Source organism: Alteromonas stellipolaris, from assembly GCF_001562115.1.
GTDB classification, from domain to species: Bacteria; Pseudomonadota; Gammaproteobacteria; order Enterobacterales; family Alteromonadaceae; genus Alteromonas; species Alteromonas stellipolaris.
Window position 1 is genome coordinate 1,793,537 of record NZ_CP013926.1, and the last position, 19,236, is coordinate 1,812,772.

A 19,236-nucleotide genomic window follows, 5' to 3' on the forward strand; every position below is an offset into this window, starting at 1 on the left:
GCGTAGCTTGCTTCTTATAGCTTTACACTTTACTGGGATTTTTCAACTAAAGGATGTTCGGCTAGCCAATGGCGCGCAATGTCTTCACGGGTAGCAAGCCACACTTTGTCGTGAGATTGCACGTATTCTATAAAACGTTTTAATGCTGCCATTCTGGCCGGGCGCCCTAAAATACGGCAATGCATGCCTATTGATAGCATTTTAGGCGCTTCACTGCCCTCGTCGTACAACACATCAAACGCGTCTTTTAGATATTGAAAGAATTGCTCGCCACTATTAAAACCTTGTGGCGCAGCAAAGCGCATATCATTGGTATCTAGCGTGTAGGGCACCATTAAAAGAGGTTTGCTGTAATGATTATCAAAATAGGGTAAATCATCGGCATAAGAGTCGGCGCAGTAAAGTATGTCATCACGCTCAGCTATTAATTTGAGTGTGTTAGGGCTGGTACGCCCCGTATACCAGCCAACCGGCTTCTTGCCAGTAAGCTGCTCATGCAAAATGATAGCGTCATCTATTTCTTTGCGTTCAGTCTCTTCATCCATATCTTGATAGTGGACCCAACGCATGGCGTGACTAGCAATTTCCCATTTGGCATCTAACATGGCTTGTACGGCATCTGGATGACGCTGCATGGCCATAGTGACACCAAACACCGTTACCGGAATATTGTAGCTGGTGAGTAAACGATGAAGTCGCCAGAACCCTGCTCGACTCCCGTATTCGTAAATAGACTCCATACTAAGATGTCTGTCATTAAATGCTTGTGCACCAATAATTTCAGACAAAAAGGTTTCAGAGTGCTCATCACCATGAAGCACGCAGTTTTCACCACCTTCTTCATAATTCAATACAAACTGGAGGGCAATTTTAGCGCCGTTCGGCCAGTTTGCTTTAGGTACATCAGCCCCGTAACCAATAAGATCGCGAGGGTAAGTATGGGAATTATTCGACATCAACATTCTCAATATAACGACTTGGCACTGGCAGGTTGCAACCTCCTAGCACCAATTGAATTAACTGGCGTGTGGCCGTTTCAAAATCGGCCTTAATCATTTTACGACCACGAAGACGGGTAATTTGAGCAGAGAAGTCTGCATAATGCTGGGTACTGGCCCAAATGGTGTAAAGTAAGTATTCGCCATCAAGCTGAGGGAGTTTGCCTACTTTAATCCACTGGTCGATAAGCGCTAAGCGCCCTTCCATCCATTTGGCATGTTCTTCATCAAAGTAACCGGTTAAGTTCTGCGCACCGTTAATAATTTCCATCGCAAATATTTTAGAAGCTTGGGGATGGGTGCGAGATACTTCCATTTTTTCTGTAATGTACGCCGCTAACACTTCAGCAGGATCGTCATCTACAGTGGCTCTGTCGAAATGGGAATTCCACAACGACAATGTTTCTTCTAACACTGCCACATACAATTCTTGCTTCGTTTTAAAATAATAAAGCACATTGGTTTTAGGCAGGTTCGCTTCATCTGCAATTTTTTGAACCGCCGTACCTTTAAAGCCGAACTGGGCGAAACATTTTTCAGCAGCTTGCAGTATGTTTCTTTTATTTGTGGCGCCTACGCCTGCGTCCGTGTCTCTTAATTTGGTCATCGCTATTTTTTTATCCTTCACTACACATCTGGCATCCGTTTGTATTACGTTATCACGGTTTTAGAATAAAACAGAAAACGTAAACACTATACGTTACCTCTACTTAACTTTGTGTTCTCTATATTCAACCTTGCACGATTCTTGCCTGTATTACACCGACAAGTATGCAGTTTTGCTTACCAGATCAGGGGCTATTCTCAGGGAAGCCTTTTTTTTAAAGCAATTATTTGACCAAATGGTCTACTTTTCTATCAAGAATACCGCTATATTAATGGATATATCAATGAAAATAGTGATGAGGTGCGGGTATGATTCGCTTTCTTATTAATCAACAACTCGTTGAATTGGACGATACCCGGGCTGACCTGACGTTACTCCAGTTCTTACGCGAGCACAGAAAACTTACCGGTACTAAAGAAGGCTGTGCTGCAGGCGATTGCGGTGCATGTACCGTAGTGATTGCCGAGCCTACCCAACAGTTCGATGGGTTGCATTACCGTACGGTAAACAGTTGTATCACCTTGATGTCGGCTGTACATGGCAAACAACTCATTGCCGTAGAACATTTAACTCAAGACAATACATTACACCCTGTACAACAAGCACTTATAGACTTTCATGGTTCTCAGTGCGGCTTCTGTACGCCAGGGTTTATTATGTCTATGTTTGCTTTATATCATCAAGATGGCACGCCAAATCGAGATGATGTGTTACATGCGCTATCGGGCAACTTATGCCGCTGTACCGGCTATCGCCCTATTATTGATGCAGCATTATCTGTGTGTGGGAACACGCCTGATGACACCTTCGCGCGTAACGAATCATCAACGCTAAGTTCGTTAAAGCAACTAGCTGGAACGTCAGTACTTGGCACCAATAATTTACTCGTTCCAGATTCTCGCGCTGCGTTGGCCAGTGCTATCGCTCAGCACCCAGATGCGCTCTTGGTAGCAGGCAGCACCGATTTAAGCTTGATGTTTACTCAACAATTGAAAGACGTGAGCACGCTAATTAGTTTAAGTGGCGTAAAATCACTAAATGGATGCACTACAGATGAGCATTCGATCACCTTTGGTGCAGCCACACCACTTAGCGATTTGACGCAACCTTTGCTAGGGCATTTCCCACAATTGGCAGAATTAATCACTCGCTTTGCTTCGTTGCCAATACGCAACCAAGCCACTTTGGGTGGTAATGTAGCTAACGCTTCACCTATTGGCGATATGCCGCCGGTACTGCTAGCCCTGAACGCGGTATTACATATAGATAACGGAACACAAACGCGCACTGTTCCTGTAAACGCTTTTTTTACCGGCTATCGCCAAACGGCCCTACAAAAAGGCGAATGGTTATCTGCCATTGAAATTCCTTACCTAACAGCAAATGAGTTAGTGGCCGCGTACAAAATTTCAAAACGTATGGAAGATGATATTTCTGCCGTGTGTGCCGTGTTCAAAGTAACCTTGAATGAAGGCAAAGTGGAAGATGTTAGCACAGGGTTTGGCGGTGTTGCCGCAACCCCTGCTAGCTGCGAAGCACTGAATAGCGCATTAAGTGGTAAACAATGGGCAAGTAGCGAATGCTTAAATATTGGTAAGCAAATTTTAAGCGAAGCGTTTTCACCAATTGATGATGTGAGAGCTAGCGCAGAATATCGTAAAACTGTACTGGCTAATTTATGGCATCGGTTCTGGCTAGAGCATCAAAACGCTAGCCAAACTGGCAGTGCTACAAGCAGCCATGCAAGCAATAAAATTGAAACTCGGGTGGTGCAACATGCGTAAACTTATCGATAGCGCAAAAGACTCAGCCTCAACTCAGGTTGTTCATACGTCGGTAAAGCATGAGAGCGCTGCAAGGCAGGTTTCTGGTAGTGCGAAATATATTGACGATTTGGTAGAGCCGCAAGGCACGCTTTACGCCGCAATAGGCACAAGCCAGTGCGCGGCAGGTATTATTGAATCTATGGATTTATCTGCCGTACGCGCAAGCGAAGGTGTGGTAGATGTTATCACCATCGATGATGTGCCTGGCCATAAAGACATTGGGCCGGTTTTTGAAGGCGATCCGCTCCTTGCTAATGGCGAAGTGAAATTTTACGGTCAGCCTTATTTTGCTGTACTTGCTACATCGGTACATTTAGCCCGTAAAGCGGCATTAAAAGGTAACATTAAGGTTATTCCTACGGCAGCGGTATTTACCACCGAAGAAGCACACAAACATGAACGTTTTGTGCGCCCTACTCATAGGTTCGGCCAAGGTGATGCAGATACCCAACTTGCCGCTGCACCTTTACGCTGTAAAGGAAACCTTTCTATTGGCGGCCAAGAGCATATGTATCTTGAAGGGCAAGTGTCGCTAGCTATTCCTGACGAAGATGGACGCATGAAGGTGTATACCTCAAGCCAACATCCTAGTGAAGTGCAAAAACTAGTGGCCGAAGTGCTCAATATTAAGCTGCATCATGTGATGGTAGATATGCGCCGCATGGGTGGCGGGTTTGGTGGTAAAGAAACCCAAGCTGCTCAGTGGGCTTGTTTAGCATCTTTGTTAGCTTCTCGCAATCAGTGTGCAGTGAAGTGTCGTTTACCTCGCAGTACTGATATGCACGTAACAGGTAAACGCCATCCTTTCGATAACAGCTTCGAAGTAGGCTTCAATGAAAACGGTAAAATTGTTGCCACAAAAGTAGATATTAATGGCAATTGTGGGCATTCGCCTGACTTGTCTGACGCTATTGTCGACAGAGCTATGTTTCATGCCGATAACGGCTACTTTTTAGGTGCAAGCAACATTGTAGGTCATCGCCTGCAAACTAACATGGTATCGCACACGGCTTACCGTGGCTTTGGCGGCCCGCAAGGAATGATCATGGCAGAAGCTATGATGGACGCCATGGCACGCAAACTAGAAGTAGATCCGCTAACCGTACGTAAACAAAATTTATACGGGCCGGAAACTGGCACTACTACCCCTTATGGAATGGAAGTAGAACATAACTTACTGCCCGAAATGATAGCGAAACTAGAAAAAGACACCGACTACTGGGCACGTAGGGACGAGATTACCGAGTTTAACCGCAACAGCCCTGTGATTAAAAAGGGCCTTGCGCTAACGCCTGTTAAGTTTGGTATTTCCTTTACCGCAAAGCACTTGAACCAAGCGGGCGCGCTGGTACACATTTATACCGACGGTAGCATTCAAGTGAATCATGGCGGCACCGAAATGGGCCAAGGCTTACACACCAAAATTGCCCAAATTGCGGCGAATGAATTCGGTGTGTCGATGGACATGATAGAAGTGACTGCCACCCGTACCGACAAAGTACCGAACACGTCACCAACCGCGGCGTCGAGCGGCACAGACCTAAACGGTAAAGCCGTTCAAAATGCCTGTATTACCTTGAAGGAACGCTTAGCGCTATGCTTTGCTACCGAGCTAGGTATGCCAGAGCAAGCCGAAAAGGTCCAGTTTACTGCAGGTAATCTTGTATTAGGCGAACATCAAAAAGCGTTTAGCGATTTAGTTCAGGTGGCGTATTTCGACCGCGTGTCTTTATCAGCTAATGGATTCTATAAAACGCCGAAACTGCATTACAATCGTGAAACTGGCGATGGCCGACCGTTTTTTTACTTCTCTTATGGCGTGTCGGTTAGTGAAGTGTCTATTGATACCCTAAGTGGTGAGTACTCGGTTGATAAAGTAGACGTTCTGCACGATGTGGGTAATAGCTTGAACCCCGCCATTGATATTGGCCAAATAGAAGGTGCTTTCATTCAAGGCATGGGCTGGTTGACTACAGAAGAACTGGTTTGGAATAACGATGGTCGCTTAACCAGTGAAAACATGGCTACGTATAAAATTCCTGCTATTGGCGATACTCCTAAGCATTTTGATGTGAAACTTTTTGGCAGAGAAAACGCGGAAGACAGTATTTACCATTCAAAAGCGGTAGGTGAGCCTCCGTTCATGTTAGCGATTTCGGTATGGTGTGCTTTGAAAGATGCTATTTCAAGTATTTCTGGTTACAGCCAAGATCCACAATTAGATACGCCAGCAACACCAGAACGCGTATTAAATGCAGTAATGCAATTGCAACAAGCCGTACATGTGCAGAACGCGCAACAGGAACACCAATGAAAGCGAGTACCTGGTATGAGGCAGTAGCGCAGTGTCAGCAAGACGGTGCGCCTTACGTTATTGTAACGGTTATTAGTATTGCTGGCTCTACTCCACGTGAAGCCGGTAGCAAAATGGTGGTTACCGATGCACAAAGCATTGATACGATTGGCGGCGGGCATTTAGAGTTCGACGCTATTAAAACCGCTAGAGAGATGCTAAGTACTGGAACTGGTTCTGTTGGCGAGCAGGGTAAAAATAATGCGAGTACCGAAATACGTTCATACCCCCTTAGCAGTAAGCTAGGGCAATGCTGTGGCGGTGCGGTTAAAGTGTTGTTTGAAGTCTGCAATCGCCATGCGCAGCACATCGCAATTTTTGGCGCAGGGCATGTGGCAAAAGCGCTGGTTCCTATTTTGGCGCAACTTCCCCTTCGCATTTCGTGGATTGATAGCCGTGAAGATTTGTTCAGCCACCCGCTGCCAGCAAACGTTAAAAAGGTGGTAGAAGAAGCACCAGAAACGGAAGTGCGTGGGCTTGAAGAGAACACCTGGTTGGTAATATTGACCCACGACCATCAACTCGATTACCGCATTACCGAGCAAGCCTTGAAATACCCTGCGTTGCCTTTTGTGGGGCTTATTGGTTCACAAACTAAAGCCAAGCGTTTCATTACTAAATTAGAACACCGTGGTTTTAATGAAAGTGATCTAGCGCGATTAGCAACCCCTATTGGTGATACTTCAATACCCGGCAAGCGTCCTATTGAAGTGGCGGTGTCTATTGCTTCACAAATTATTCAACGTTTACACGCCAGTGAAGACAATAATCAAGATACTGCTGTTACTAAAGCCGCGACATTTAAAAATAAGGAACATAATGTATGACCTTAAACGAACTTAATACTCTTTCGGCCAGCACTGCTACCGATTGGTTTCAACAAACCTGCGCAGCACAGTCGTGGATTTACAGCATGGTTAACGGCCGCCCTTTTGGCACCATCAACGATGTAAAAGAATATGCAAAAACCGCATGGTCAAAATGTGGCAACGAAGACTTTTTAGAGGCATTCACCGCTCATCCTATGATTGGTGATGTAGATTCGTTACGTAAAAAGTTTGCCAATACGAAAACCATAGCCAGTGGCGAGCAATCAGGCACTGCCGGTGCATCAGAAGCTACGCTGCTTACGCTAAAAGAAGCCAATCAAGCGTATCTTGAAAAGCACGGTTTTATTTTCATCATTTGTGCCACCGGGCTATCTGCTGAAGCAATGCTTAGCGCCTTGCAAGCACGATTACCAAACAGCACCGATGAAGAAATTCGTAACGCTGCCCAAGAACAAATTAAAATTACCCTGTTACGCATAGACAAAGCGTTAGCTGCCAAGGACGAACATTAATGAATACCTTATCTAGTCATGTATTAGACACTACATCGGGCAAACCTGTTGAAGGCATTGCACTTACCCTTACCTTGCCTAATGGCGACGTACTTACCGGTAAAACCGATAACGATGGACGTTTCAATCAATGGGGTCAGAAATTCGAAGCGGGTGTGTATACACTGCGTTTTCATAGCCATGACTACTTAATTGCCACCCATGGAAAGAGCTTTTACCCGCATATAGATATTGCGTTTGAACTTGAGAGTAATGGCGGTCATTACCATGTGCCTTTACTTATCTCTCCTTTTGGCTTCAGCAGTTACAGAGGCAGCTAATTATAATGCAGCTTTTTCGTGCGAATATTGCACACTTCCCAACGCCTAGTACTGTGTCATCTTCTTTTGCTGAAGATATTGCCATTATCCACGATGGTGGATTAGTGATAGAGGGCAAAAAAATTATCGCAACCGGCTCGTTCACAAGCATGCGTGAGCAATACCCTAATGCCGTGCTGCATGATCATAAAGACAGCTGGATTTTACCTGGGCTAATAGACAGCCATTTGCACTACCCTCAAACTGAAAGCATTGCCAGTTATGGCGAACAACTATTAAGTTGGTTGGAAAACTATACATTTCCTACCGAAAAACAGTTTGCTAACGTGGAACATGCCCAGAAAATTGCCAAGGTCTTTTTGCAACAGTTATTGAAAAATGGCACAACCACTGGCTTTGTTTTTTCTTCGGTTCACCAAGGGTGTTGTAACGCCCTGTTTAGTGCTGCCAGTGAAATAGACATGGCGATAGTGGCAGGTAAAGTGTGTATGGACAGAAACTGCCCTGCTGACTTGCAAGACTGCCCAGACACCGCACAAAAGGACAGCGCCATATTAATTGAAAAATGGCATAACACAGGCCGAAATCGCTATGCGATTACGCCTCGGTTTGCGCCAACCAGCTCTGAAGCGCAGTTGGCGGCATTGGGCGAATTAGCAACCCAATACAAAGATGTATTTGTGCAAACCCATTTATCAGAAAATGTAGATGAAATTGCATGGGTTAAAACCTTGTTCCCGAAGGCATCTGGTTATTTAGATGTGTACGACAAGTACAACTTGGTGCGCCCCCGCGCTGTGTTTGGCCATGGTATTCATCTTTCTAGCGAAGAATGGCAGCGTTTAGGCGAAGCAGAGGCTACTTTGGCGTTTTGCCCCACATCTAACCTATTTTTAGGTAGCGGGCTGTTTGATTTGCAAACCGCAAAAGCAAACAATGTGCATGTTGCACTGGCCACTGATGTTGGCGCAGGTACGAGTTTTAGTATGTTAAAAACCTATGGCGATGCCTATAAGGTTAGCCAGTTGCGTCAGGCGCCTATCGATCCTATCGAAGGGTTTTACTTAATGACCCAAGGCGCTGCGGTAGCACATAAACTTGATGACGAAATTGGAAACCTAAATCCGAATACGGTTGCCGATTTTATCATTGTAACGCCCCGTTACGATGAACTCATGGAATTACGAATTAAGCCCAATGCAGAATTTGACGATGTCTTTTTTGCACTTAGTATTTTGGGCGACGACCGCGCTATTGCAGAAACCTGGATAAGCGGTCAATGTTGTTATAATAAGAAGGAAACACACTATGCCATGGCTTGATTGGATAAGCTTATTTGTTCGCTGGTTTCACGTTATTGCCGGCGTGGCGTGGATTGGCGCATCGTTTTATTTTGTCTGGTTAGACAATAATTTGCGCACCCCACCTAAGTGGAAAGAAGATAAAGGCATAAAAGGCGATTTATGGGCTATACATGGCGGTGGCTTTTATGAAGTGGCTAAGTATGCTTATGGCCCAGAAAAAATGCCTGAAACCTTGCATTGGTTCAAATGGGAAGCCTATACCACTTGGCTTTCGGGCTTTGCACTTCTGATTATTGTGTATTACTTTGGCGCTTCGGCGTACTTGATTGACCCTCAAGTTAACGATATGTCGCCCACGATGGCGATATCTTTAGGTCTTGGACTTATTTTTGGTGGCATTGCCATCTACGAATTTGCCTGCAGAAGCCCGCTAGCTAAATACCCTATCGTGTTTGCATTATGTTTAGTTACCCTTATTTGCGTAGTGACCTACCTGTCAACACAATGGTTTAGTGGTCGCGGTGCTTACATTCATGTAGGTGCGTTAATTGGTACCATTATGGTGGGTAATGTATTTTTCAACATAATGCCAAACCAACGTAAAATGGTAGCTGCAGTACAAGCGAAAGAAAGTATCGACCCTCAATGGGGTGCGGGCGCTAAATTACGTTCGATGCACAATAACTACTTCACCTTGCCGTTATTGTTCATCATGATTTCCAATCACTACCCTATGACCTATCAGCATGAGCAAAATTGGTTGGTACTTATAGCGTTAATGGCGGCTGCCGCTTGGATAAGACACTTCTTCAACTTACGTCATGTAGGCAAGACTAAACCATCAATATTAGTCACAGGTGCTATTGCCATGCTTGCGATTGCCCTTTGGGTTTCATGGCCGCAAACGCCAGCAAATGTTGAGGTAACTGGCTCTGGCAATGGATCTGGCAACGAAAATGTGGCTGTGGTAACTGATGAACGCGTGGCCCAGCTTGTGAATACCCATTGTGTGGGCTGTCATTCACGTACCCCTACTGATGATATATTCAAAGTAGCGCCGTTAGGAGTGGTATTAGATAGCTGGGAAGATATAAGCCGTTATGCGCCTCAGTTAGTAAGACGCACTACCGTAACCAAAGACATGCCATTTTTAAATAAAACCGGCATGACGGATGAGGAACGGGCTGAAATAGCGGCGTGGTTTGCCACGACGCACGCGAAGAAAGAAAACTAAACGCTGATAGGGCAATTTAACGTTGCCCTTCATGTTATCGCGTGCCGTTGCACTGCTTTTAGCTTAATTGGGTGAGAGCATGCCATCACCCTAACCCACATTTTGCGCGCCAGTATGTTTTTTATGCTGGCGTTTTTGTTTATACATTGCTTCATCTGCTGCATCTACCCAGTTTTGAGCGGTAACGATATCTGAATCCCACGTACGCCAACCCAAGCTAAAAGACATAGAGGTTCCGGTTCTGGGAATAGTCGTGCTATCGCTTTTAATCTCACTGTTCTCTCTACTGCCTTGGGTAACGCCGGTTTCTGCTATTTCATCTTTAATTTCACCATCTGTTTCGCTGGTAATTTCACTGGCAGTTTCGTCGGCAATCTCTGTGCCAAATTCAATGTAGAATGAGGTTTCTGCTAAGCGGTTAAAAAACACCTCTGCGTCGGTGTCATCTGAACCAAATAAAAGCACTACGAATTCATCCCCCCCTAAACGAGCAAAGCGATCGGTCTCACGTAGGGTATTTTTCATAATTTCTGAGAAGCCCACCAATGCTTTATCTCCAGCTTTATGACCAAAGGTGTCATTGATTTTTTTGAAGTCGTTAAGGTCGATGAATACAAGCGTTGAAGGTTGTTGACCACGGTTCATTCGTTGTATTTCTCTATCTAGCTGAATAAACATTTCTCGTCTATTTGAAATCCCAGTGAGTGGATCTGTTTTAGAAAGGTATTCTAATTTAGAAATTGCTTCTAACAATGCTTGCTGTTGCTCTTTCTCATAAGAAACATCGTCAGCGGTGCCTACCACCAGTATCTGTTGATCGTTTTCATCAAACAGTGGCATACCTCTATCGTGAATATACTTTATCTCACCCGTACTTTTTTTGATGCGATATTGTAAATCCCAGCTTTCTAGCGGTTTCACTTTATAAGCCTTTTCTACTAGCAAGCGATCGTCTTCATGCACATAAGACAAAAATGCATCGGGCTTGGCGTGCAATTCATATTCATCACGCCCGTAAATATTACGATACCCCTCGTTAATGTAATGAATTCGGGTTAATTCTGGATTCGCTACCCACACAAAAGTATGCGCAGAAAAAGCGGCTACTATCTTGCTGAACAGCGCTTCTGCTTTATAGAGCTCAGATTCGATGCGCTTCTTATCATCGATATCTTCAACAACCGAAATAAAATAATCAGGCTCACCGTGCACATCGCGAACTAGGGTAACCGTTAACTTTGCCCAAACGTTATGACCTTTAGCGTGAATGTATTTTTTCTCTATGCTGTAGGTATCTATTTCGCCACGAAGTACTTGATGAAGAAGATATAAATCCTCTTGAACATGTGAGGGTTCTGTAATGTTCTGAAAAGACATTGTGACAAGTGTGGCACTTTCATAACCTAAAAAGTCACTAAGCTTACTATTCACACGGATAAGATCGCCGTGCTGGCTAACATGCGCTAACCCCACGCCACATTGCTCAAATGTTTTTTCGAAAATATCCTTTTCTCTTTCTAGCTCCGAGCTATCCATTCATTACCTACTACCTACGATTTCAATTCAAACCTTCAGTGTAGTCAAAAATTTTAGACTAGGATGAAATATGAAGCCTTTTAGGCTAATAGCTTATATTTTTTGGCCAGTAAGGAGCTATTTCATTTGCCCTTCAATAACCAGCCTTTTGCAACGAAATAAAAATAGCCAGTCAGAGCGTTAATATTGCGTTACTCACTTTAAGGTTAAATAAAAAAGGCATGACAAAATTGCACTGACCAGTTTACTTTTTCCAAAAACACACTAAACTACACCGTGTAGTTTACTTTAATTAAGCTTTTATATGGTTCGAAATTTTTTCACTCTAGGGTTCATACTAATGATTAGCACTAACGCATTGGCGAACAACGGTGTACAAGCAACGATATCTGACGGCAAATTTCAAAATACTGAAATAGAGTATAAGACTGAGTTGTCATCGATTTGGAGCTTTACCAAAGCTTACCTTACCGATGATCGCGAATCGGCAGTACCTGATTTCCCCATCCCCGTTATGCCGGTTACCCGTGATGCTCTACTGAACCTAGACCATGATGCTGTTATTCGGTTAGGTCACTCCAGTTTATTGCTTAAAATTGACGGTGAGTTTGTACTGTTAGACCCCGTATTTAGTGAACGTGCCTTCGCCGTAGAATGGCTTGGCCCTAAGCGTTTTCACGACACCCCTATCAGTATCGACGAATTACCATTTATTAAAACAGTTATTATTAGCCATGATCATTACGACCATTTGGACAAAGCGGCAATTAAAAAGCTCGCTCATATTACAGAGACATTTGTCACTCCCCTTAAGGTAGGAAACCACTTACGGGATTGGGGCGTGCCTGATAAGCAAATTGTCGAGCTAAATTGGTGGCAAAGCACCACGGTGTCATCAATGACATTTACGGCTACTCCTTCCCAGCATTTCTCTGGCCGCGGGCTGTTTGATAAAGACAAAACCCTCTGGGCAAGCTGGGTAATAAAAGGCGAAAACACCAATCTATTTTTCAGTGGCGACTCTGGCTATTTCAGCGGCTTTAAAGAAATTGGCGAGCGCTTCGGTCCATTTGATTTAACCCTAATGGAAACCGGTGCCTACAACCACATGTGGACAGAAATTCACATGTTACCTGAGCAAAGCTTGCAAGCGCATATTGATGTGAAGGGGCACGTTATGATGCCTATCCACAATAGTACGTTTGATTTAGCATTACACAATTGGTTTGAGCCTTTAGAAAAGATTACCCAACTTGCTAATGAAAGGCAGATAACAGTTTCTACCCCTAAATTTGGCGAAGTGGTTAATATCAATCAATTGCCTAAACCACTAGATAGTATTAACGAGCGCAATTGTGCTAACGAAGTGAGCTCTGCGACTACTGAAACAGATTTAGAAACGGCGACGGAAACTAGCGCAGAAACAACTAGCGAAGCACCTCGCCCTTGGTGGTATCCACCAATGATGTAGCCCTTGGGCCAAAAATGAGCTAGCGCCTGAGCCAAAAATGGCCCACAAAAACCCTCGAAAGGTTCTTTAGTAGGCCTCATAAAAATCGCAAAAAGATACCGAAAATATTATAAAAAAGCTCGCCGCATTACTGCGGTGAGCTTACTTTTAACAAGAAGTTTTTAGCCTCACTGCCCTGCCACTTCTTCCGTCTCTTTCGCATTCCAGTTTAGACGCATGTCCCATTTAAAGCGGTGTTCTGGCTTCAATGGTGGTTGTGCAGCATCAATATGGCTTAACACATTGGTGGCCTCTGTGAGAGTCGCATCACGACCAAATAAGTAGCTTTGCTCTTGTACAATGGTTAAGTAAGCTTTGTTTAATGCTAATGCGCGTTCGGGGCTTGGCGTTATCAGTTCATAAACAGACGCTGCTTTACTTACTTTTTCAGCGTTTACCATGCCGTTATCATTAAACCACTTCGCTAGCATTTCGCCGTTTTGACGAAATTCATCGCCCCCGCCTACACGCTGCATGTAAGTAAGAAACTCACCTTGCTCTTCGTTTATATTAGGCACATCTTCCATGTCGTGCAGGTTGATATATCCCCAACCATTGCTTCCTGGCACTTTACGCGCAAAAGAGAAGGTTTGATCGAATGTAGAACCAACGGTTTTATGGCATCCATTACAAAACGCGAGTTCTTGATCATGCTGTGCACGTAACTCACCTTGCTCATTTTCAATAAAGCCATTAATAGTCCAGCCAAAACCGTTTTCAATCCCCTGTTCACCTAAATAGCGAGTTTGGGGAAGGTTCTCGAAATGTTTGTCTTTCGCTTCTGCATAATAAGCTGAAGCTAGGCTTTCGCGGCTTCTAAAGCGGTGTTTTTGCATATAGCGCACCTCTTTCATACGCTCAGCATTGTATATATTGCCGTTCTCATCAACACCAATGTAACGTACGGTGTGCAAAAACTCGGTGCCTTCTGGGAACAACATATGCGCTAGTTCAACATCAGCGGCATCGCCAATATAGTTTGGCTGGCGCACCATGGTGGTGACTTGTTCACTTAATGAATTGTCACCGTTTATATCAAGGCCCAATGCTTTTTCATTAATTCCCGGTACTGGTAAGGTATCGACTTCTTTTAGTGCCATTTCTACTAGGGTTAAGTTCGCTAGGTAGACATCACGGCTGTATTGTCCTTTATGCTGCTGAAAGGCTTGTGGCAGTCGAATCATCGCATCGCCCGTTGAACCATTGGTGGGCCAAAAGGTACTGGGGAAAGGTTTATAGTTATACGAAACCCAACGGCTATTATCTTTCGCGAGCCCGTCTTCATCAAACGCAGCCGCGCCAGCACTTAAATTTTCGATATGCATATAACTTGGAATAGTGCTATCGCCCTCAATGGCCGAGGTGTAATTATCTTGGGTTATGTATTTTAAAATGGCATCGTCTTTTATGCCCGCTATTAATTCTCGTCTATCAATAAATAGATTTTTCCAGCTGTTGGTTAGCCCAACATCTGAGAATTCATAATTACCTTGCAGTGTGCCGTCACCCATTTGATTAGGGCGTTTTTCGCCGCGATCATAACTTTGATGACACGCATAGCACGGGTTATTTTCACCTTGAGTTTTGGTATAGCACTGAGGCGGGATAACCGATTCAGGATTATAAACTTCGTTATGCTCGATATAGGCTAACGCCGGAATGGCATCACCTTCTTGGTAAGGGTATGTATTCGTTTGTTCTGCTAATACGGCTTCAACTTGCTGGGCAGGTGAACACGCAAACAATAAAGGCAGCATAGAAAGTGCTAATAAAGGGAGTAATCTAATGGGTATTTTCATAATAGTAACAACGACAAAATCCGGGCACAGATGTGCCCGGATGAATTAAAAGGAAAAAACTTACTTATCTGCTGGCTCGTACATCCACAGCGTATTGTTTTCCTGGAAACCGTCTTCACCGATAAGAATACGGCCGTCGTTCATCACCACTACGTTATCAGGTTGAGACAGCTGTTCTACATCACAACGCTCTGCTCCAGTGAGGCTTGAACGGAACGTACCACCCATCACAACAGGCTCGATGCGCGTAATGTCATAGCCAGCTTCAAGACGTGCACGGTAAACACCACCACAGTCTTTAACGCGAGCTGAAAGTTGAATATCACCTTCGTCATCAACCATCGTGTTATCTAGGTCAGCAATGCCAATATAAAGGTAAGCATTTTCAACCACTTCCCCATCAATGGTGTCAGTGCCTTCCACGGCTTCTTCGGCGCGTTTAAGGTTAATTGAAATCCCTTCAAGCTTACGCCATTCAGCAGTAGCTCCTTTAGCACGAGCAGCTGCACGTGATTCTAAAAACGCAACACGGTCGTCCATTGGCTCGCCCGCAGTTTGACTGCTTCCGCCATTTTCAACTGTAGGGTAAGTTGCATCGCCATTTGCCCACGCTTCTACATCAGCCATCGTAATGTAAGAGCTTTGGCCTTCTACATAGTCGTCGGTGCCAATGCCGTTGTATTCATCAACCCATGCACGAATAGTCATGTTGTCGCCGCTGGCAAGTTCAACCCACTCAACCGCAAAGCCTGTGGTTGCAGGGTCGTTTTGGCCAATATCTTGGGTTAACTTAGCGCCATATAGGGTACCCGCTGAAAGGTCTTCAGCAGTCGTCGCAACAAATTTAAACAACACACCGCCGGTATCATCTTGCGAAAGATAAACGGTTTTTCCATCAGGCATTACTGTTGAGTTTTCATGCTCGTAGCGCCCCATGGTTAAGTGCTTAACAATAACTGGCTCATCAGCAAGCGGCTCGGTTACTTCGGCAATGTAACCATAGTTATAAGGGTTTGACGCATCAGGTGCAGTCATTTGCCACATACGACCAAGGCGTGCGTCAGTCGCTACCGCTTCTGGGTTATTCCAGCTTGGTGATGTGGTCGAATCTACAGCAGAATCTACTACCCATTCTTCAGAGGTTAACGGGGTATTCCACGGTGACATTGAACCAAAACAGTTTGCCGCTGTGCCCCATACTGGCGAGAAATCAAGCATCATGGCTTCGGTAACTTGCCACATGCCAAAGTCATCTTTTTCAACTTTCATTCGGCTCATGCCGCCTGGAAGTTCTTCCCAGTTAGAGAACAAGTAGCCTTCGCCAGTATCGGTTGAAATGAAGCCATTAAAGTCTGGCATATCGTTTTCTAAAACAAGCTCTTCACCATCTAGGGTATAGATGTGGCCTAGGCCTTCTGGTAATTCAGTACCGAAGGTGTCGCCCGTTTGACCAAGTACTTGATACTGACCAATGGCAGAAACTACCACTTCTTTTTCTTCATCAGTAGCAGGTACAGGTGAGTTAGGAAGCGTAACCGGTAAATTATTGAAGTTAGCACCGGCTAATACACCTACCGTCCCTGTATTAATAGGCATAGCGTTAACGTCATTAGTGACTGAGTTAGTGCCTGAAGGATGTTGAACGTTGAAGAAAAGGTCGCCTTCGTCGGTCAAGAAGATACCAGTGACCTCTGAGCCCAGTGGGACAGTAGCAATACGGGTTAATGTTCCCGCTGTATCGCCGTCTTCGCCTTTATCACCTTGCTCTCCCTGCTCACCTTGTTCGCCAACAGGGCCTTGCTCGCCGACTGCCCCAGCAACACCATCTTCTCCATCATCACCTTCTAATGAACAAGCAGAAATGCCAAAGGCTACCGCTAAAGCTAGCGCCGAATATTTTAAATCGCGTAAACGTTCAATTTTCATCAACTATCCTTTTTTATAATCGTTAGGTTGAGACGGAACAACTTTATTCATCTCTGAAATGGTCTTAGCGGCAAACATAGTGATGGAGTTATGTGACTGATGGGTGACACATTATTTACATAAAATTGAAGCTTTCTTGACAGTGGCCAAGTTGCCCAACTAGGTATATAGCAGCAAACGTGAGGACTGATGAATGCGAAGAAATCATGTTACTTATAGCGTTCACATTACAAACTAGGTATGTAAATTAACAACCATGATGTAAACAATATCTTTTCATTGAGAATCAATTAAGTAAGTATATTTTTGTAAGCGTCAGTCATTAACTTTTCGGCTAATGCTATAGTGTTAGGAGAAGTAAATATTTACTGGTTTAAAAGTGACAATTATCGATAAAAATGCGCAAAAAAAAGGGATTTTAAAGGCGGGATGGCTTAATGCTTTGGCGATCTTATTCTTTGTGTGCGTAACTCAAACTAGCCTTGCATACGAGAGCGCTTCAAATCCATTTTTAGACGTTCCTGATCGTGAGAGTACACGCAGGATTATTAATGATATTAGACAGTACAAACTTGATTACCTGCGCAATAAAGAAAAGCTAGAAAGTGCATTTCAAATAAGCAAAGAGCAAGACTGGGAACATCTTCATCTAGAAGCTGCAGCGCTATATTCTGAACTCCTCTTTAGGCAAGAAAAATACGCCGAGTTGACGGCTCATTTATCGCACTATCTACATCAAGACGAACTGCTAAAGCGAAAAGATATTCATCTACTTTTTTTAGAGACAAAGCTTAAGTCTTTAACCAGATTAGACGATCCCACTCCTGCAAAAGCGCTTTCTAAAACATTAGAAACGCAAATCTCGCAACACTCTATAAATGAAAAAATTATTATTCTTCGCGCTTTAGCTTATTACTACACGGCTGATGATGCATTGAGAAAAACGCTGAGTGCAGCCTTAGAAGGCCTTGAATTAGCAATGAAAAATGACGACATTGCTTCACAGGGCTACTTTTACAGAAAGATAGCAGATGCCTATGGGTACTTAGAGGAAGATGAAGACAAAGCGGTAAGTTACGCGAAAAAGGCGGTAGAGACATTCGAGAAAACAAATGATGGGCTTTTTACTGCAAAGGCGTATTGGAGCCTAGGTAATATACTTCTTGAGACTGGCGATTCACAAAATGCTTTAGTCTATCTAAACAAAGCGTTAGCCTACTTTAAAGACGTTAATATGAACAAGGGGCTCGCTTTTGCCCAATACTCAATTGCAAACACGCAATTTCTTCAGGCTAATTACGATAGAGCTTTAACATTAGCAAAAGAAAATATCGAACTTGCTCTCACTGCGGGCATTGGTGATATGCATCTTGCGTCTATGATTTTGCTGTCCAATATTTATATAAAACAGGGCTTTTTAGATAAAGCAGAGCAAGTGAATGACGAGGTTTATTTACTGGTAGATAATTTTAGTCGCAGTATTTATAAAGCGAGTTTTTTCAGTGAGCGCTATACGTTAAAGCGAGAACTTAACCGCATTGAAGAGGCATTTGATGCCATAGAAAAAAAGCTTTTTTATACAGAAAAACACTTTGAGGCCACCAGCGAAAGCAACATTAAAGCCTTGCAGGTAAAGTTTGAAGTAAAGGAGAAAGAAGACACCATTCGTAAGTTAGAATATCAAAAAGATATTAGTAACCTTCAAGCTAAAGAAGAGTACCAACAAAAAATCATTTGGCGGCTGAGTGCCACTATTGCCTCTATTTTAGTTCTGGTGATTCTACTTCTGTTTTATCGACAAGCCTTACAACGGAAAAAATATCATCGTATGGCCTCCACAGATTACCTTACGAATTGTTTCAATCGCAGGGGTATATTGAATACGGCTAACACTAAACTCGCACAACAAAAAATGACTATCGCCATTGTTGATTTAGATTACTTTAAAAAAATCAACGATGAGTATGGCCACGATGTGGGTGATTTAGTGCTAATTGCCTTTGCTAAAGCCGCGAAGGAAACACTGTCTAAAGGTGATGAGTTTGGCCGATATGGTGGAGAGGAATGGTTATTTGTTTTAAATTCGTCGGACGAAAAAGTGGTTAGAGATACATTTGAAAAAGTGGCAGCAACCTATCAAAAGTACTGCAACGACATTGATGCCCTTGAAGAAAACTTAAGCATGACATTTAGCGTAGGAGTATCTCTTGGGGATAAATCTACCAGAACATTAGATACGTTAATTAAGCGTGCGGACAGCATGCTTTATGAAGCTAAAGAAAACGGTAGAAATCAGGTAATAATAAACTGAATAAAACAAGTGGTGCGACTACCCTGATTCGAACAGGGGACCTCTACCATGTCAAGGTAGCGCTCTAACCAACTGAGCTATAGTCGCAAATATGCTTCGGCAGAACTGCCTGAAGGACGGCGAGCATAATAGCGATGCGCAGTGCGTCCTGCAAGCATATTTTGTGTTTA

At 43.9% G+C, this 19,236-nt stretch carries 14 protein-coding genes and 1 tRNA gene; 9 read left to right on the forward strand and 6 right to left on the reverse strand.

The window, feature by feature from the left end; genetic code table 11:
* Positions 1–29: 29 nt before the first annotated feature.
* Complete coding sequence (gene puuE / locus AVL57_RS07500) at positions 30–956, reverse strand: allantoinase PuuE (RefSeq protein WP_057796222.1); 927 nt, start codon at positions 954–956, stop codon at positions 30–32.
* A complete protein-coding gene (locus AVL57_RS07505) occupies positions 946–1,605 on the reverse strand; it encodes a TetR family transcriptional regulator C-terminal domain-containing protein (protein WP_057792606.1) in 660 nt (219 codons plus the stop codon). Before AVL57_RS07505 ends, puuE begins: the two co-directional genes overlap by 11 nt.
* A gap of 308 nt (positions 1,606–1,913) precedes the next feature.
* Here AVL57_RS07505 and xdhA point away from each other — a divergent pair, with 308 nt between their 5' ends.
* Genes xdhA through AVL57_RS07540 form a run of 7 tightly spaced genes read left to right on the forward strand, consistent with a single transcriptional unit; the run spans position 1,914 to position 9,984 of the window.
* The gene (xdhA, locus tag AVL57_RS07510) at positions 1,914–3,389 is read left to right on the forward strand and encodes a xanthine dehydrogenase small subunit (protein ID WP_057792608.1); all 1,476 of its coding nucleotides are present in this window, start codon (positions 1,914–1,916) and stop codon (positions 3,387–3,389) included.
* Complete coding sequence (gene xdhB / locus AVL57_RS07515; RefSeq protein ID WP_057792609.1) at positions 3,382–5,745, forward strand: xanthine dehydrogenase molybdopterin binding subunit; 2,364 nt, start codon at positions 3,382–3,384, stop codon at positions 5,743–5,745. The genes xdhA and xdhB overlap by 8 nt, the downstream gene beginning before the upstream one ends.
* Positions 5,742–6,611 carry a xanthine dehydrogenase accessory protein XdhC gene (gene xdhC, locus AVL57_RS07520; protein ID WP_057792612.1) on the forward strand — a complete coding sequence of 290 codons (870 nt, stop codon included), beginning with the start codon at positions 5,742–5,744 and terminating at the stop codon, positions 6,609–6,611. Before xdhB ends, xdhC begins: the two co-directional genes overlap by 4 nt.
* Entirely contained in the window at positions 6,608–7,126 is a 519-nt protein-coding gene (gene uraD, locus AVL57_RS07525) for a 2-oxo-4-hydroxy-4-carboxy-5-ureidoimidazoline decarboxylase (RefSeq protein ID WP_057792614.1), read from the forward strand. Before xdhC ends, uraD begins: the two co-directional genes overlap by 4 nt.
* Positions 7,126–7,446 (forward strand): hydroxyisourate hydrolase, encoded by a 321-nt coding sequence (gene uraH, locus AVL57_RS07530; protein WP_057792616.1) that lies wholly within the window; start codon positions 7,126–7,128, stop codon positions 7,444–7,446. The genes uraD and uraH overlap by 1 nt, the downstream gene beginning before the upstream one ends.
* A 5-nt stretch (positions 7,447–7,451) precedes the next feature.
* Positions 7,452–8,768, forward strand: a complete 1,317-nt coding sequence (gene guaD, locus AVL57_RS07535; protein ID WP_057792619.1) for a guanine deaminase — start codon at positions 7,452–7,454, stop codon at positions 8,766–8,768.
* Complete coding sequence (locus tag AVL57_RS07540) at positions 8,755–9,984, forward strand: urate hydroxylase PuuD (protein WP_057792621.1); 1,230 nt, start codon at positions 8,755–8,757, stop codon at positions 9,982–9,984. Before guaD ends, AVL57_RS07540 begins: the two co-directional genes overlap by 14 nt.
* Positions 9,985–10,074: 90 nt before the next feature.
* Here AVL57_RS07540 and AVL57_RS07545 read toward each other — a convergent pair whose 3' ends face one another.
* Positions 10,075–11,520: a GGDEF domain-containing protein gene (locus AVL57_RS07545; protein WP_082604936.1), complete on the reverse strand. Its 1,446-nt coding sequence runs from the start codon at positions 11,518–11,520 to the stop codon at positions 10,075–10,077.
* A gap of 340 nt (positions 11,521–11,860) precedes the next feature.
* On the opposite strand from AVL57_RS07545, the gene AVL57_RS07550 reads away from it, so the two are divergent.
* On the forward strand, positions 11,861–12,991 hold the full coding sequence (locus AVL57_RS07550; protein WP_171008956.1) for an MBL fold metallo-hydrolase: 1,131 nt from the start codon (positions 11,861–11,863) through the stop codon (positions 12,989–12,991).
* Positions 12,992–13,158: 167 nt separating this feature from the next.
* Here AVL57_RS07550 and AVL57_RS07555 read toward each other — a convergent pair whose 3' ends face one another.
* Both AVL57_RS07555 and AVL57_RS07560 read right to left on the reverse strand, forming a co-directional pair.
* Positions 13,159–14,787, reverse strand: a complete 1,629-nt coding sequence (locus AVL57_RS07555; protein ID WP_376738720.1) for an Aq_1262 family (lipo)protein — start codon at positions 14,785–14,787, stop codon at positions 13,159–13,161.
* A gap of 102 nt (positions 14,788–14,889) precedes the next feature.
* Entirely contained in the window at positions 14,890–16,755 is a 1,866-nt protein-coding gene (locus AVL57_RS07560) for an alkaline phosphatase PhoX (RefSeq protein WP_057792624.1), read from the reverse strand.
* 388 nt (positions 16,756–17,143) lie between these two features.
* On the opposite strand from AVL57_RS07560, the gene AVL57_RS07565 reads away from it, so the two are divergent.
* Complete coding sequence (locus tag AVL57_RS07565; protein WP_057796226.1) at positions 17,144–19,066, forward strand: tetratricopeptide repeat-containing diguanylate cyclase; 1,923 nt, start codon at positions 17,144–17,146, stop codon at positions 19,064–19,066.
* A gap of 10 nt (positions 19,067–19,076) precedes the next feature.
* Here AVL57_RS07565 and AVL57_RS07570 read toward each other — a convergent pair.
* Positions 19,077–19,153, reverse strand: a tRNA-Val gene (locus AVL57_RS07570).
* Positions 19,154–19,236 lie beyond the last annotated feature (83 nt).

Coding starts and splice junctions, on each gene's coding strand:
- puuE (WP_057796222.1), bottom strand. CDS start 956: ATGTCGAATAATTCCCATACTTACCCTCGCGATCTTATTGGTTACGGG.
- AVL57_RS07505 (WP_057792606.1), bottom strand. CDS start 1,605: ATGACCAAATTAAGAGACACGGACGCAGGCGTAGGCGCCACAAATAAA.
- xdhA (WP_057792608.1), top strand. CDS start 1,914: ATGATTCGCTTTCTTATTAATCAACAACTCGTTGAATTGGACGATACC.
- xdhB (WP_057792609.1), top strand. CDS start 3,382: ATGCGTAAACTTATCGATAGCGCAAAAGACTCAGCCTCAACTCAGGTT.
- xdhC (WP_057792612.1), top strand. CDS start 5,742: ATGAAAGCGAGTACCTGGTATGAGGCAGTAGCGCAGTGTCAGCAAGAC.
- uraD (WP_057792614.1), top strand. CDS start 6,608: ATGACCTTAAACGAACTTAATACTCTTTCGGCCAGCACTGCTACCGAT.
- uraH (WP_057792616.1), top strand. CDS start 7,126: ATGAATACCTTATCTAGTCATGTATTAGACACTACATCGGGCAAACCT.
- guaD (WP_057792619.1), top strand. CDS start 7,452: ATGCAGCTTTTTCGTGCGAATATTGCACACTTCCCAACGCCTAGTACT.
- AVL57_RS07540 (WP_057792621.1), top strand. CDS start 8,755: ATGCCATGGCTTGATTGGATAAGCTTATTTGTTCGCTGGTTTCACGTT.
- AVL57_RS07545 (WP_082604936.1), bottom strand. CDS start 11,520: ATGGATAGCTCGGAGCTAGAAAGAGAAAAGGATATTTTCGAAAAAACA.
- AVL57_RS07550 (WP_171008956.1), top strand. CDS start 11,861: ATGATTAGCACTAACGCATTGGCGAACAACGGTGTACAAGCAACGATA.
- AVL57_RS07555 (WP_376738720.1), bottom strand. CDS start 14,787: ATGCTGCCTTTATTGTTTGCGTGTTCACCTGCCCAGCAAGTTGAAGCC.
- AVL57_RS07560 (WP_057792624.1), bottom strand. CDS start 16,755: ATGAAAATTGAACGTTTACGCGATTTAAAATATTCGGCGCTAGCTTTA.